Below are 14,257 nucleotides of genomic sequence, written 5' to 3'. Positions count from 1 at the left end.
GTTTGAACGCCGACTGCGGTGCAATACGGCTATCGCCTATTGCACCCTACGGTGTGCGCCTTACCGCGTTGTTGGCGGAGCGCTCAAAGAGCAGGTGGCCTTGGCCGTCGTAAACATAACGCCGGGTCCCGCCGGTCCCGGTCTTCAACACCCGCTGGCGGTTGGCGTCATACGCATAGGGGCTTCAAAGTGTTAAGTGCGTGTTTTAAAAGTACGGCGGTGGTGAAAACTGAGGTTTTTTAGATCAAATTCATCTTGAAACAAGGTGATTTCATCCAATTTTCCAATGTTACGTTCGGGCAACCCAGTTGATTGTGACCAATTTTTACTAAATCGAGACTTTTAAAACACGAACTAAGGTTTACATGTTATCGAATGGACTTTCGAAAATGTCAGATGTGTTTTCCACAATCTTAAAGCTCGCTGCTACAACTAGAAAACGATTGCCATTAGAAACAAGAACATGAATATATGAAATTGGCACGGGACTACGAATTATCGTTTGCAAATTCTGAAATTCTTCTAAAGTCGGTTCAGTAACTTCCAAATTAAAAATAAACCTAGGCACAGACAAATATTCAATTCCCGAACAAATGATATCAATATTTGTTGTCTCATTTAAGCTTTTCGGACTACGGATTAGCAATGAACCATGGCTGACATGGTATTCCCATAATTGAAAAGTCCTGCCTAAAAAAGTACGCTGAGTAACCATTTGTGTATTCCTCATTTAAACGGGTTGGGAACGGGTTTACCGTTCATCCAAAATTGTAAAGTATCCCAAAATTGGGGGTTTTGTCTTATTTGTAAAAGCTCCCAATCTGTTGCTCCTCCTCTACCTGATGCCGCTCTCTGAATCCCTTGCCAAATATCCACCCCATCTAAATTAAAATGTACTTTGATATTGGGGTCATTAAGTGCATCGAGCCCGCGTAGGGCGCATTAGCGATAGCGTAATGCGCCGATGTTTGAAGGCCAACAGGTGCAATACGGCTATCGCCTATTGCACCCTAACGGTATGTGTCTTACGGGTTAGGGTATAGGGCGGTTTCGCGAAGCAAACCGCCACCACATCCGAAAATTATGGCGGATTGCCTCGCGGCGAATCCGCCTTACGAGTTGTGGATTTAGAAAAGGGAAAGTCTGGGCAGATTGATTTTTTTAAGAGTCAGAAAAAATCAGAGAAAATAACTAACGAAATTAGCATTACTTTAATGGTTAGCCAGTTAATGGATAAAGTCCCGAACGCTTGGCAAGCCTTCCGAATTATTGATGGTGTATTGTCCGAGTTAAGGGAAAAAGGCGAAAGTGAGGCAAAAATAGCCCTTAATTCCGTGTTTATCGTTGAGGAAATAAAAAAGGATTGTTTCCGCTGGATGCTTGAACAATCAGAGGCAATTTTCAGGCGCAAACTGGATGAAGGTACGGTTTTTTTACATTTGCTTGCCGAGCCGTTCTTTAATTTAAACTGGCAAATGGCAGAAAAAATAGAAATGCAGCGCAATTTAAACGAAACTGCCGTCACCTTAGAAAAAAGCCTGTTTGAACCCCACTATTTTTCTAATTATAACGGGCTTGAAAAAGCCGTGGCACACGCCATCAATAATAAAGACGTTGTGGCATGGTGGCACAGATTAGCGGTTAAGGGTACGGAATATTCAATACAGGGCTGGAGGCGCGAAAAAATATACTCTGATTTTCTGGTTAAATTAGAGGCGGGGGCGGATGGTATAGAAAGGCTGTATTTTGTGGAATCCAAAGGGGAACACTTGGAAGGCAACAAAGACACCGACTATAAACAAAAATTATTCAGCACTATCAATGCCACGCTCATGGGTGATATTAAGCCCAAAGGCGAATTGGAATTGATAAATTCCAAAGAAAAAATATCTTTTCACATGGTGTTTGAAAACGAGTGGGAAAACTCACTTAACAAAATTCTGGTTGCTTAAAAAATTTAAAGAATAAGGCGTAAAGACCGATGGAATTAGTAAGTAACTGTTCAAAAGTTTTTTAACAATGGCGGTTACTGTATAGTGGCCCCCAAAGTCCAGACAAAAAACACCTGTGTTAAGATAGAACTCAATTCGCACTCCATCTGAACGGCGCTGTCCCGATTTTGTTGTACGGGTTCTGATGCCTCACCCGTATCATTAAATTTATCCACAATCTTTGCACCGCCGCCGATAGCCGTTTTATGGACTTCATCGGGCGTTTTGTAAGCCAGTGATTGATGCCGGCGTTCCTGGTTATAGAATTGGAAGTACTGCGTCAATCCCATCAACAAGTCCGGCAGGTTGCCGTGCTGCTTTAAATACACTTCTTCGTATTTCACGGTCCGCCACAAGCGCCCGACAAAAATGTTGTCCAGCGCCCGGCCTCGCCCATGACCCACATGGATGTGGGGAATGCAGATATTGCAGGAGCAAATATCTGTCCATGCTGATGGTGATGCCGCACGTCCAAGGCGGCTGAACAAGCAACTTGAATAATTGTGCAACCAGCCTTGTTGGTTGCAATCGTAGTTGCCTTTTGGCGACAGGAAATAACGTACAAAGGTTAGAGGGAATTGCCCACCGACATAATCCGTTTCCTTGAGGACGGATGAACCCGACAACTGCTCTGTTAGAAATTCCATCATCGGAATCCATCCGGCATCCTTTTGTTGTATTTGTAATTGCATAGGCATTTCTTGGTCCAACGATGCCCTAACAAACGGCGAATAAACCAACCCCAAACATAAGGACAAGCAAATCAACTTAAATAAACAAAAAAACACATAACCCCCCTTAGGCATAATTTATAAAATAAGAAATCCGCATATCAATTGCAATACATCTCAAATTCATATCAACACCATTTGCTATCACGGGCAACAGAATTTCGCAAATATAATAAAACCTGTGTGCTAACATGATGTTGAATCTTATTAAAAAATCACACTTATTTCGAAAAATTACGATGTGTCTATTTCGTACATCCAAAGCCTCCCATCTGCTAACTGGCGAACAAGCCGAAGAACGGGCTTTGATTCATTTACGGGAACAGGGCCTGCAACTGGTTTGCCGCAATTTCCGCTGTAAACATGGCGAGCTGGATTTGGTCATGCAGGATCAGCACACTTTGGTGATTGTCGAAGTCAGATACCGCAAATCCGACCATTTCGGCAGTGCCGCCGAGAGCATCACACCCGCCAAGCAATCGCGTATAATAGCCGCCACACAAACCTATCTGGCAGCAAACAAAATTAATCCACCACTGCGTTTTGACGTGGTTGCCTTATCCGGTAACGGGCAACTGGATTGGATAAAAAATGCGTTTTGATGCCTGCCTACCTTCCGGCACATTCATTGAATAGTCACCCCATGAGCTTACAAGACAGAATCATCAACCATTTCTCAGATAGCATCCAATGCCAGCAGCAAACCCTGGGCAGCTTATGCGAGCTGATTGAATACGCTTCGCAACGCTTGGTTTCCACGCTGTTGAATGATAGAAAAATCTTCGCTTGCGGCAATGGACGTTCCGCCGCCACCGCACAATTGCTGGCGTCGGCCTTACTCAACCAATATGAACGTGACCGCCCGTCTTTGCCGGTGATCGGACTGAACAGCGATGCCGTGATTTTGACAGGCATTGCCAATGACCATCATTTTGATGAAATTTTCGCCAAACAACTACGCGCCTTGGGACAAAGCGGCGATATACTGGTCGTTTATTGCGATAGCCATAACGCCGCCAACCTTGCTAAAGCCATTACCGTGGCGCATGACAAGGACATATCCGTCGTCGCATTGACGGGCAACGATGGCGGCAAGATTTCGCCGTTATTGAATGAAGTGGACATAGAAATTCGCGTGCCTAGCGACTCCCGCGCCCATATCCAGGAAATCCACATTCTGATCACCCATTGCCTTTGTGATTTAATAGACCATCAACTATTTGGTTAATTTACTAACACGAGACCGACAGGTCGAATATGAAATCAAGGTGCGCCATGAAACAACTTTTGCTCTTATTTGCTGCATTATCCGCCCTCAACGGCTGCACCACCACGCCTATCAACGAAGTGGAATTGGCCTCCGAACTCGCCCAGGGCCGCCGTAGCCGTGTAGCCATCATCACTGACCAGGCGATTGAAGCGGATAGTTACGATGAATTGATCAGCGATAAAGAATTGCAGGAACTCACCCATATCAACGTCCACGCTTTCAACGGCGCGGCGTTGGTGACAGGCGAAGCACCGACTGAAGCCTTACGCACTAAAATCATCGGCATCATCCGCTTGGTGGACAATGTGAAACTGGTGCACAACAAAATCGCCATCGCCTACCCTAGCGACCTGCATTCCCGTGCCAGCGACGCGGAACTGGCGGACAATATCCGCGCCGCGCTGGACAAAATCCGCACCCTGCAAGGCTTTAATCCGGCAATGGTCAAAGCTTACGTTGAAAACGGCATGGTTTACCTGATGGGTAAAGTCCATCGCAACGAAGGCACTGTCGCCATCAATTTGATTAGATACCAACCCCATGTCAAACAAATCGTCACCGTCTTTGAATACCTCGATTGACCTGCCGCCTTTGCCCGCTGGTTTTGTTGCGGCTTTGGCGCGGATTTTTGCCGCCAGCGACTTGCTGACCCAACCGGAAGATTGCTGGACTTACGGCTACGACAACAGCCGCCGCCATGTGCCGCCGCAAGCGGTGGTGTTCCCGACCACGCACGGGCAAGTCGCCGCCACCGTCGCCGTCTGCAATGACTACTTAGTGCCGCTGACCGCCCGTGGACGCGGTACGGGAACCACGGGCGCGACCGTGCCGCTCAAAGGCGGTTTGGTCATGTCAATGGAGCGCATGAACCAAGTCTTGGAATTCTCGCCCGATAACCGTTACATCCGTGTCCAGCCCGGCATCACCAACCAGCAAGTGCAAGATTTTGTGAAGAAAAAAGGCTTTTTCTGGCCACCCGACCCGACCAGCGCGGCGTTTTGCAGCATCGGCGGCAATCTCGCTTACAACTCCGCCGGGCCTCGCGCCGTGAAATACGGTACGCCACGCGAAAACACGCTGGGTCTACGCGCCGTCACGGGTGCGGGCAAGGAAATCAAAGTCGGCGTGTTCACCAGCAAAGGCGTGGTCGGGCTGGATTTGACGCGGCTGATTATCGGCTCGGAAGGCACTTTGGCGGTCATCACCGAAGCCACGCTTAAACTCACGCCGCTGCCGGAAGCCACCAAAACCCTACGCGCCGTGTATAAAGACGTGTTTGCCGCCGCCCAAGCCGTCGCCGCGATTATGGCGCAGCCTGTCGTGCCGTGCGCCTTGGAATTCATCGACGGCAACGCCATCAACATGATCCGGCAATATTCCACCTGTGATTTGCCCGAAAACGCAGGGGCGATTTTGATGATGGAAGTGGACGGGCAGCTCGATGGCTTGGACTCCGCCGCACAAAAAGTCGCCGACAGTGCCAGGAACGACGGATTGCTGGACATCCGCGTCGCGCAAACCAAGGAGGAAGTCGCCGCCCTGTGGCAAACCCGCAAAGCCTTATCGCCCGCCTTGCGGAAAGTCGCGCCGAAGAAAATCAATGAAGATGTCGTCGTTCCCGTCACCGAAATCCCGACGCTGATTGCAGGGCTGGACGAATTGTCCAAACACTACCAATTGCCGATCATCAATTTTGGCCATGCCGGCAACGGCAATATCCACGTCAATCTCTTGCTTGACCCAGACGATCCCGAACAAAGCGCGAGGGCGCACCAGTGTCTGGACGAAGTGTTTTCGCTAGTGCTGAAATTGAACGGCACATTGTCTGGCGAACATGGTGTGGGCTTAGAAAAACGCGATTTCGTCGATAGGGAACTGGATGCCAATTCTTTGGATTTAATGCGGGCGATACAAAAGCAGTTTGACCCGAATGGGATTTTGAATGCGGGGAAGATGTTGCCGTTGGTTATTGATCCATTCCAATCGCATAGTGAATGATCCTATGGACAAATACGAAATTCAAAGCCACAGTATCCATCACGGCAATGCCTTGGATGTCCTACGGAAAAAAATCGAAGACAACTCTGTAGACCTTATTTTTGTTGATCCCCCTTACAATATCGGCAAAAAATTCGCGGCATTTGATGACCGTTGGCCTTCGGATGCTGACTATGCTGCTTGGGCTTATCAATGGCTTGATGAATGCATCAGGGTGCTTAAGCCTACAGGAACAATGTACTTGATGACCAGCACCCAAGCCATGCCCTATTTTGACCTTTATGTTAGGGAAAGGCTGACTGTCCTCAGCCGCATTATTTGGTCTTATGACAGTTCAGGAGTCCAGGCAAAAAAATACTACGGCTCTATGTATGAGCCTATTTTGCATTGCGTTAAGAATCCCAATGCCTATACTTTTAATGCCGATGATATTCTCGTTGAAGCAAAAACGGGTGCAAAACGGGGATTGATTGATTATCGAGGTGATGTGCCAAAACCCTACAACACACAAAAAGTGCCAGGCAATGTTTGGGATTTTTCGCGGGTCAGATATCGGATGGATGAGTACGAAAACCATCCTTCCCAAAAACCAGAAGCCTTGCTTGAACGTATCATCCGCGCCAGCAGCAATGTAGGCGACACCGTACTTGATCCTTTTTCCGGGACATTTACGACCGCCGCCGTGGCAAAAGCCTTGGGACGGAAGTCGATTAGTATCGAATCACAAGAAGACTATTTAAAAATTGGTTTACGGCGTGTCCTGGGCTTATTGGATTATCAAGGCGAGAATTTGGCTAAGCCCAAGAAAAACACCAAAATCCAAAATGGCCGAGGAATAAAGCGGATTGATATGACAGGGGATATTTTTAGTGTCAATTCCTGAACACCATTTTACCGATACCTTGCTTGCGATTCTTGACCGTCATTTTGAAAACCAAGGTAAAGCAATTTTAAACACCAGCGTGATGATCCAATATCTAAATCTCAAAACCAAAGCGGCAAATCGTGGTTCAAAATCACGTGCGGGATTTGCCAATCACTATGCGATTTATGTTTTGGTAGAAGACTACCTAAACGGTGGATTTGCCAACAAGGGTGGTTATGCGGACTATGAAGGCGCGAAATTCACTGATTTATTGCGCCGCCAACGTGAATTGCCATTTGGGAGCAAGCTGCAAAATCACGCGCTAAACCATCGCCTAAATGAAGAATTCAAAAAATATTTTCCGGTTTGTGAGTATTTGCCCGTCATTCGTGATGCGGAAAGTAACCGCTATTGGCTTAATGAGAAGTTCATTTCTGTCCAATTCGACAAAGTTACATTTAATCTTGCCGCTGCAATCCATGAAATTATTGATGCGTATATCCAAGCGCGGAAGAGTGCATTTTCGGAATTTATGGTTTATTGCCAAGAAATCATAGATGTTCAGGAAAAATCGCCAGAGAAAGCGATCCAGTTCATACAGGGCTTATTGCGCCCCAATGTGGATGCGCGAATTTTTGAAATTGTCAGCTTTGCCATCCTAAAACAGCATTATGCCGATCAACGGATTTATTGGGGATGGTCACTTGAAGAACTTGTTGAAGATGCCTTAACCCTCTACAAAACAGGCCGGACGAATGCCAATGATGGCGGTATAGATTTTGTCATGAAACCGCTGGGTAGATTTTTTCAAGTGACCGAAACAGTTGATGCAGGAAAATATTTTCTGGATGTAGACAAAGTCCAAAGATATCCCGTCACATTTGTTGTCAAAACCAACGAATCGACTGATGCAATAATAGAAAAAATCAGCCATCAAGCGGAAGCAAAATATCAAATCAAAGCGATTGTAAAAAAATATATTGAATCCATAGAAGAGATAATCAATATTCCTAAACTTGTTGAAATATTCCAGCAAGTGCTTGAGTCGGGCAATGGCACAAGCGTTATAGAAGAAATTGTGTTGCAAAGCCGTGTTGAATTTAATGTGGAAGCAGAAGAATAAACTATGTCATTAATCAAACCTTTTATGCTATTGAGTTGGCTATTATTGCTAACCATCAGCCCCTACGCCTTAGCAGCCCAAATCCAAGTCACCGTAGACCGCAATCCGGTCAATCTGAATGACTCGTTCCAGGTCATTTTCACCGCCAAAGAAGACCCGGATGATGACCCTGATTTTAGCCCGCTGGAACAGGATTTTTCGATACTGCATCAAAATCAGGCCAGCAGTTCGTCTTGGGTGAATGGACAAACCAGCAAAACCATCCAATGGACGCTAAATGTCATGGCAAAATCGGCGGGCAATCTGGAAATTCCGGCCATCCATTTTGGTGATGATGTCACGTCGCCTGTACCCGTGCAAGTGCTTCAAGACAGCAAGCAAGGCGGCGCAACTAGCAACGAAGAGTTGTTCTTAAAAGTTGAAGCCACGCCAACTGACGCTTATATCCAGGCACAAATCATTTACACCTTGCGGGTTTACACGCGTGTTGATATAGCCAGGGCGCAATTGTCCGAGCCTGAATTGGCGGATGCCGTGATTGAAAAACTCGGTGATGACAGCAACTACAACACGCAGGTCAACGGTGTGAGTTATTCGGTCACCGAGCGTAAATATGCCGTGTTTCCACAAAAAAGCGGTAAATTGACCATCAAGCCGCTAGTGTTGACCGCCGAAGTCCTGACTATCAGCCGCTCGATTTATAACAGTTTTTTCAATTCGCAAATGGCGAAAGCCAAACGGGTGGAATCGCAAGCGGTGACACTGGATGTCAAACCCGCTCCCGCTACGGCAAGCGGGCAGCATTGGTTGCCCGCCGAGCAACTGGAGTTAAAACAGGAATGGTCTGGCGACATCACGCAAATGAAAGTCGGCGAACCCTTGACGCGCACCTTGAGCATCCAAGCCAAAGGCGTCACCGTCGGGCAATTGCCGGAATTGAACGCCAGCAAAATCGACGGCAGCGTAAAAACTTATCCTGACCAACCGGTATTGAAAGAAAATAAAACCAGCAATGGCCTGACGGCTTTCAAGGAAGAAAAAATCGCGCTGATCCCTTCCCAAGCGGGCCAGATCACCTTGCCAGCCATCAATATCCCTTGGTTTAACACCCAAAGCCAACAAATGGAAACCGCACATATCCCTGAAACCGTGCTGACTGCGGCTGCCGGTGCCGATATGCCTGCGCCACCCGTTACCACCACGCCGGCCCCAAGCAGCCAAGCCGAAAAAACCCAAGCACCTGCGCCTGTTGTCTTAACGCAAGCCTCCCCCGCCAATTACTGGCCTTGGGTGGCTTTAGGCTTGGGTTTGGTCTGGCTGGCAACACTGGGATATTTTTTAAGCAGGAAAGCTGTAGACAAAGTGTTGCCAGATGAAGCCAGCCTGGCGCGGGAAATTCGCTTGAAGGACGTGGTGAACCGCTTGAAAAAAGCCTGTGCCGCGAACGATGCCACAGCGGCAAAATCAGCCTTGTTGGCATGGGGGCAATTACAATTTAAGGCCACTAGCCTAGGGGCAGTTGCGACGTTTTGTGAAGCGCGTCTGCGTGATGAAATTTTATTGTTGAATCAAGCGTTATATGGCAAAGACGCCCACGAATGGGAAGGCAAGCGTTTGTTCCAGACCTTTACTGAAAACCAAGCGAGGGCTAAGTTGGCGGGGAAAGAAGATAGCCCGTTAGAACCCTTGTATCGTTTGTAAGTGGAGTTGGCACCGTACTGATAACATCGCTGAAGGGATATTATCAGTTTTGACGTAGGGGGCGGAATATTTGATCGTTGGATTTAATCGGCAGAAAATTGTTGTAAGTACTCCCTCGCCATAAACAAGGCGGCGATGGAACGGGCTTCGGAACATTCCCCCGTTGCCAATAAATCGTTAATATCGGCAAGTTTCCAGGCCACCACTTCCAATTCTTCGGGTTCATCCCCCAGCAATTTTTCGGCGTATAAATCTTGGGCGAGGATGATTTCCGTGGTGTGCTCCAGATAAGCGGGGGCGATGGAGAAGGTGCTTAACCGGCATAAATTCCTCGCGCCAAAGCCGACTTCTTCTTTCAGTTCGCGGTTGGCGGCCTCGAAAAATGACTCGCCCGCATCGACTTTGCCCTTGGGCAAGCCCAATTCATAACGGTGTGTACCCGCCGAATACTCGCGGATCAACAAAACAGTGGCGTTATCCAACATCGGGATGACCAAAACCGCGCCCCCCATACCGCTTCTTGCCAAGCGTTCATATTGGCGTAACTCGCCATTGCTAAATTGTATTTCCAGTGATTCAATCCTGAATAACCGGCTTTTAGCAACAGTGGTTTTGGTGAGGATGGTCGGTTTTTCTGTCATCGAAATATTTTTTAAGTCAGTAACCTAACTATAACGCACTCTTATGATAGATTGGAACAAAATTGATACCGTGATGTTGGATATGGACGGTACCTTGCTGGACTTGAACTTCGACAACCATTTCTGGAAGGAATTTGTGCCGCAGAAATTTGCCGAGCAACAAGGGGTGACGGCGGCGGAAGCCAAACAGCAATTAATCCCGCGCTTTAAAATGATGGAAGGGCAATTGGAATGGTATTGCCTGGATTATTGGAGCGATGCTTTAAAACTGGATATTGCTGGCTTAAAAGCCGAAATCGCCGGCTTGATCACCGTATTGCCACATGTCACGGAATTTTTGGAAAAAGTCCAGTCATCGTCAAAATCGGTGTATTTAGTGACGAATGCACATCGTGACGGCTTGGAGATAAAAATGCAAAAAACCTGTTTACAGCAGTTTTTTGACGGCATTATCTGTTCGCATGACTTGGGTGTCGCCAAAGAACAATCAGGATTTTGGTCATTGTTGCAGCAGCAACAGCCATTTACAAAAAACACAACCTTGTTTGTTGACGACAATCTTGCCGTGCTGGCGTCGGCACGGCAATTCGGAATTGAACACCTGATCGCCGTCGCCAAGCCCGATAGCCAACAGCCCAAACGCGATATTGACGGATTTTTGGCTATTGAGGATTTTCGGGAGTTGATGGACGGGCTTTAGGTTTGTAAGGCTTTTTGCTACGGTCTGGACGCTTGTCGCCAGACATCGGTTTATATTCCCGTATTTTCCTTTCCGGTACGATGACTTCGGCAAGCAACGCCTTCGGAATCGCTTTCACGGGAATTTTTTGCCCGATATAGTCTTCAATGTCGGGCATGGAATACGCGTATTGCTCACAGACAAAACTGATCGCCTCGCCACTGGCGCCAAAGCGGGCGGTGCGGCCTATCCTATGCACATAATCTTCCACATCTTGCGGCAAATCGTAATTGAACACATGCGACACATCGGCGATATGCAGCCCTCTGGCGGCAACATCCGTCGCAATCAATAAGCGGATACGGTTTTCCTGAAAATCATTCAATAAGCGCTGGCGTTTATCTTGCGGCACATCGCCACTCAGGGCGGCGGTTTTATAGCCATTGGCATTGAGCGTATCATCCAGCAGTTCGGCGCAACGCTTGGTGTTGACAAAAATGATGCTGCGTAGCGGCTGATAATGGTTGAGGATACCGATGAGCAACGGCAGCTTCTGCTCGTTAGACGGGCAATACGCGCTTTGCTCTATGGCTTTGGACGTGACTTCTTCGCTTTCGATACGGATCAGCACCGGATTGTTCATGTGTTCGTAAGCCAGCTCCGTGACTTTATAAGACAAGGTGGCTGAAAACAACATATTCAGACGCTTGTCCGGCGATGGCATACGGTTGAGCAAATAGCGGATGTCCTTGATAAAGCCCAAATCAAACATACGGTCAGCTTCATCCATTACGGTGACTTTGACATGCTCTAAGGTAAACACTTTTTGCTTATAAAAATCAATGATCCGCCCGGGCGTCCCGATAATAATATCGACATTGGATTTTATTTTGTCGCGCTGTTTTTCATAATCAGTACCGCCGTAAATCAACGCGAACTTCAAATCCAGATGCTTGCCCAGCAATAACGCATCCTTGTGGATCTGGATCGCCAGTTCGCGGGTCGGGGCGAGGATAATTGCCCGCGGATTGTTGATATTTTTATCGGCGAAGACGGCGACAGGTGCGGATATTATCTCTTTCTCTTCGCCATATTCATCATATTCATCATATTCAACGTCTGCCGGTTCATCACCGCCATCATTGATGAGATATTGAAAAGTGGCCAGTAAAAACGTCGCGGTTTTTCCGGTTCCGGTTTGTGCCTGTCCGGCTATGTCTTTGTCGCGTAGCAGTAAAGGCAACGCCTTATCCTGAATCGGCGTGCAGTAATTAAAGCCGGCATCGTCCAGGCTTCGGAGAATACTGCCAGATAATTCGAGGTTGCTAAATCGGGTTTCGGTAAGATGTGTCTGTTTCATGGGCTATAGCATATCGTAAAACGCTCTTAGGTTGAAATGGCAGGGCCTAAAAATTGATTGACTCACGTTGCCAAGCCTCCTATAGTTTTACATTTTGAATTGTTGGAGAATTAGTGTGAGTGACTCAGTCCTTCATGTAAGTGATAGTGAATTTAACGAAACAGTCCTTAAATCTACCGGCCCTGTCCTGGTCGACTATTGGGCGGAATGGTGCGGGCCTTGCAAAATGATCGCCCCTGTACTGGATGCTATTGCCGAAGAATACGCAGGCAAACTGACTGTGGTAAAAGTGAACATCGATGAAAACCCACAAACTCCACAACATTATGGAGTACGCGGCATTCCCACCCTGATGCTGTTTAAGGACGGCGAAGTGGAAGCGACAAAAGTCGGAGCGCTGACTAAATCAGAACTTACCAAATTTCTTGATAACAACATCTAAACCTAGCTTCGCCCCTTGATCCAGATCCGCCACAAATAGTTGGACGGGTCTGGGTGCGTCAGTTATACTTACCCCCGTGCGGTGGTCACGCGCACTCATCATATCATCCGATTATACACCCCTGACATTCAATCCATCCTATAGTAGGCAGTTGGGCCCACACGTCCCGGCCGCTTTCCTTCAAGTTATCTTTTTATGAATCTAACCGAGTTAAAGCTTAAACAAATCAGTGAAGTCATAGACATCGCCGAGTCTTTGGGACTGGAAAATGTCGCCAGATCACGCAAACAGGATTTAATTTTTGCCATCCTTAAAAAACAGGCAAAAGCAGGCGACGACATATACGGCGACGGGGTTCTGGAAATTTTGCAGGATGGTTTTGGGTTTTTACGCACACCCGGATGTTCCTATCTCGCAGGCCCGGATGATATTTATGTTTCCCCCAGTCAAATCCGTCGGTTTTCACTAAAAACTGGGGATACCATCAGCGGTAAAATCAGGCCGCCGAAAGATAACGAACGCTATTTCGCCATGCTTAAAGTTGAGCAAATCAATTTTGAGCCGCCCGAAAACACCAAGAACAAAATCTACTTTTCCAACTTGACGCCGCTGTTTGCCAAAGAGCGGTTCGTGCTTGAACAGGGCAACGGCACTAGCGAAGACCTGACAGGCCGCATCATCGACCTGATCGCCCCAATTGGCAAAGGCCAGCGTGGCTTGATTGTCTCGCCGCCCAAAGCCGGTAAGACCATGATCTTGCAAAGCCTCGCCCAAGCGATTGCCGAGCAGAATCCCGAATGTTATTTGATTGTATTGTTAATCGACGAACGGCCTGAAGAAGTCACGGAAATGGAGCGTTGTGTGCGTGGCGAAGTGATTTCCAGCACCTTTGACGAACCCGCCGTGCGCCATGTGCAAGTTGCCGAGATGGTCATCGAAAAAGCCCGCCGCTTGGTCGAACACAAACACGATGTGGTCATTTTGTTAGACTCCATCACCCGTTTGGCACGGGCTTACAATACCGTTGTGCCATCATCCGGCAAGATTTTAACAGGCGGCGTCGATGCCAATGCGCTAGAAAAACCCAAACGCTTTTTCGGTGCGGCGCGTAATATCGAAGAAGGCGGCAGTTTGACGATCATCGCCACGGCTTTGGTGGATACCGGGTCTAGAATGGACGAGGTGATCTACGAGGAATTTAAAGGCACGGGCAACATGGAATTGCATCTGGACCGCAAGATTGCCGAAAAACGCATTTATCCGGCGATCAACATCAACCGCTCCGGTACCCGCCGCGAAGAATATCTGGTCGACCCGGATACTTTGCAAAAAACTTGGATACTGCGCAAAATTTTGCAACCTATGGACGAAACAGCGGCATCTGAATTTTTAATCGGCAAGCTAAAAGATTTTAAGACGAATGCAGAGTTTTTTGATTCGATGAAGCGTTAAAGCG

The 14,257-nt window shown here is 47.5% G+C and carries 14 protein-coding genes and 2 pseudogenes; 11 read left to right on the top strand and 5 right to left on the bottom strand.

All coding sequences use genetic code 11. The annotated features are described in order from the left end of the window. Positions 1-46 precede the first annotated feature (46 nt). Together PHH59_RS16935 and PHH59_RS08010 are read right to left on the bottom strand one after the other, a co-directional pair. Positions 47-160, bottom strand: a pseudogene (locus PHH59_RS16935) (hypothetical protein); the annotation flags it as partial. Positions 161-361: 201 nt separating this feature from the next. Next, positions 362-715 carry a hypothetical protein gene (locus PHH59_RS08010; protein ID WP_300013896.1) on the bottom strand — a complete coding sequence of 118 codons (354 nt, stop codon included), beginning with the start codon at positions 713-715 and terminating at the stop codon, positions 362-364. 406 nt (positions 716-1,121) lie between these two features. On the opposite strand from PHH59_RS08010, the gene PHH59_RS08005 reads away from it, so the two are divergent. Then, positions 1,122-1,952 carry a hypothetical protein gene (locus tag PHH59_RS08005; RefSeq protein WP_300013893.1) on the top strand — a complete coding sequence of 277 codons (831 nt, stop codon included), beginning with the start codon at positions 1,122-1,124 and terminating at the stop codon, positions 1,950-1,952. 203 nt (positions 1,953-2,155) lie between these two features. Here PHH59_RS08005 and PHH59_RS08000 read toward each other — a convergent pair. Next, positions 2,156-2,386 (bottom strand): annotated as a pseudogene (locus tag PHH59_RS08000) (integrase core domain-containing protein); the annotation flags it as partial. 575 nt (positions 2,387-2,961) lie between these two features. On the opposite strand from PHH59_RS08000, the gene PHH59_RS07995 reads away from it, so the two are divergent. Genes PHH59_RS07995 through PHH59_RS07965 form a run of 7 tightly spaced genes read left to right on the top strand, consistent with a single transcriptional unit; the run spans position 2,962 to position 9,679 of the window. Continuing rightward, positions 2,962-3,324 (top strand): YraN family protein, encoded by a 363-nt coding sequence (locus PHH59_RS07995; RefSeq protein ID WP_300013890.1) that lies wholly within the window; start codon positions 2,962-2,964, stop codon positions 3,322-3,324. 41 nt (positions 3,325-3,365) lie between these two features. Further along, positions 3,366-3,950 (top strand): SIS domain-containing protein, encoded by a 585-nt coding sequence (locus tag PHH59_RS07990; RefSeq protein WP_300013887.1) that lies wholly within the window; start codon positions 3,366-3,368, stop codon positions 3,948-3,950. 47 nt (positions 3,951-3,997) lie between these two features. Then, complete coding sequence (locus PHH59_RS07985) at positions 3,998-4,573, top strand: BON domain-containing protein (protein ID WP_300013885.1); 576 nt, start codon at positions 3,998-4,000, stop codon at positions 4,571-4,573. Beyond that, entirely contained in the window at positions 4,533-5,990 is a 1,458-nt protein-coding gene (locus tag PHH59_RS07980) for an FAD-linked oxidase C-terminal domain-containing protein (protein ID WP_300013882.1), read from the top strand. The genes PHH59_RS07985 and PHH59_RS07980 overlap by 41 nt, the downstream gene beginning before the upstream one ends. Before the next feature lie 4 nt (positions 5,991-5,994). Further along, positions 5,995-6,873 carry an adenine-specific DNA-methyltransferase gene (yhdJ, locus tag PHH59_RS07975; RefSeq protein WP_300013880.1) on the top strand — a complete coding sequence of 293 codons (879 nt, stop codon included), beginning with the start codon at positions 5,995-5,997 and terminating at the stop codon, positions 6,871-6,873. Then, on the top strand, positions 6,860-7,978 hold the full coding sequence (locus tag PHH59_RS07970) for a hypothetical protein (protein ID WP_300013877.1): 1,119 nt from the start codon (positions 6,860-6,862) through the stop codon (positions 7,976-7,978). Before yhdJ ends, PHH59_RS07970 begins: the two co-directional genes overlap by 14 nt. 3 nt (positions 7,979-7,981) lie before the next feature. After that, the gene (locus PHH59_RS07965; protein WP_300013873.1) at positions 7,982-9,679 is read left to right on the top strand and encodes a BatD family protein; all 1,698 of its coding nucleotides are present in this window, start codon (positions 7,982-7,984) and stop codon (positions 9,677-9,679) included. Between the two features lie 83 nt (positions 9,680-9,762). On the opposite strand, the gene nudE is transcribed toward PHH59_RS07965, so the two are convergent. Next, entirely contained in the window at positions 9,763-10,320 is a 558-nt protein-coding gene (gene nudE / locus PHH59_RS07960) for an ADP compounds hydrolase NudE (RefSeq protein ID WP_300013870.1), read from the bottom strand. 43 nt (positions 10,321-10,363) lie between these two features. Here nudE and yrfG point away from each other — a divergent pair, with 43 nt between their 5' ends. After that, positions 10,364-11,020: a GMP/IMP nucleotidase gene (gene yrfG / locus PHH59_RS07955; protein ID WP_300013867.1), complete on the top strand. Its 657-nt coding sequence runs from the start codon at positions 10,364-10,366 to the stop codon at positions 11,018-11,020. On the opposite strand, the gene PHH59_RS07950 is transcribed toward yrfG, so the two are convergent. Continuing rightward, positions 10,983-12,359, bottom strand: a complete 1,377-nt coding sequence (locus PHH59_RS07950; protein WP_300013864.1) for a DEAD/DEAH box helicase — start codon at positions 12,357-12,359, stop codon at positions 10,983-10,985. The two genes, yrfG and PHH59_RS07950, sit on opposite strands and share 38 nt — an antisense overlap. Before the next feature lie 115 nt (positions 12,360-12,474). Here PHH59_RS07950 and trxA point away from each other — a divergent pair, with 115 nt between their 5' ends. Together trxA and rho are read left to right on the top strand one after the other, a co-directional pair. Further along, positions 12,475-12,801, top strand: coding sequence for a thioredoxin TrxA (gene trxA / locus PHH59_RS07945; protein WP_300013861.1), 327 nt, complete (start codon positions 12,475-12,477; stop codon positions 12,799-12,801). Positions 12,802-12,996: 195 nt separating this feature from the next. Next, a complete protein-coding gene (gene rho, locus PHH59_RS07940) occupies positions 12,997-14,253 on the top strand; it encodes a transcription termination factor Rho (protein ID WP_019865033.1) in 1,257 nt (418 codons plus the stop codon). Positions 14,254-14,257 lie beyond the last annotated feature (4 nt).

The organism is Methylovulum sp. (assembly GCF_028687615.1).
In the GTDB taxonomy this organism is placed as follows: domain Bacteria; phylum Pseudomonadota; class Gammaproteobacteria; order Methylococcales; family Methylomonadaceae; genus Methylovulum.
This window is presented reverse-complemented; position numbering and strand designations above follow the sequence as displayed.

Bases quoted from the DNA above. Each gene is read 5' to 3' on its own strand.
- PHH59_RS08010 (WP_300013896.1), bottom strand. From the start codon at position 715: ATGGTTACTCAGCGTACTTTTTTAGGCAGGACTTTTCAATTATGGGAA.
- PHH59_RS07950 (WP_300013864.1), bottom strand. From the start codon at position 12,359: ATGAAACAGACACATCTTACCGAAACCCGATTTAGCAACCTCGAATTA.
- PHH59_RS07985 (WP_300013885.1), top strand. From the start codon at position 3,998: ATGAAACAACTTTTGCTCTTATTTGCTGCATTATCCGCCCTCAACGGC.
- PHH59_RS07980 (WP_300013882.1), top strand. From the start codon at position 4,533: ATGTCAAACAAATCGTCACCGTCTTTGAATACCTCGATTGACCTGCCG.
- rho (WP_019865033.1), top strand. From the start codon at position 12,997: ATGAATCTAACCGAGTTAAAGCTTAAACAAATCAGTGAAGTCATAGAC.
- yhdJ (WP_300013880.1), top strand. From the start codon at position 5,995: ATGGACAAATACGAAATTCAAAGCCACAGTATCCATCACGGCAATGCC.
- yrfG (WP_300013867.1), top strand. From the start codon at position 10,364: ATGATAGATTGGAACAAAATTGATACCGTGATGTTGGATATGGACGGT.
- nudE (WP_300013870.1), bottom strand. From the start codon at position 10,320: ATGACAGAAAAACCGACCATCCTCACCAAAACCACTGTTGCTAAAAGC.
- PHH59_RS07995 (WP_300013890.1), top strand. From the start codon at position 2,962: ATGTGTCTATTTCGTACATCCAAAGCCTCCCATCTGCTAACTGGCGAA.
- PHH59_RS07990 (WP_300013887.1), top strand. From the start codon at position 3,366: ATGAGCTTACAAGACAGAATCATCAACCATTTCTCAGATAGCATCCAA.
- PHH59_RS07965 (WP_300013873.1), top strand. From the start codon at position 7,982: ATGTCATTAATCAAACCTTTTATGCTATTGAGTTGGCTATTATTGCTA.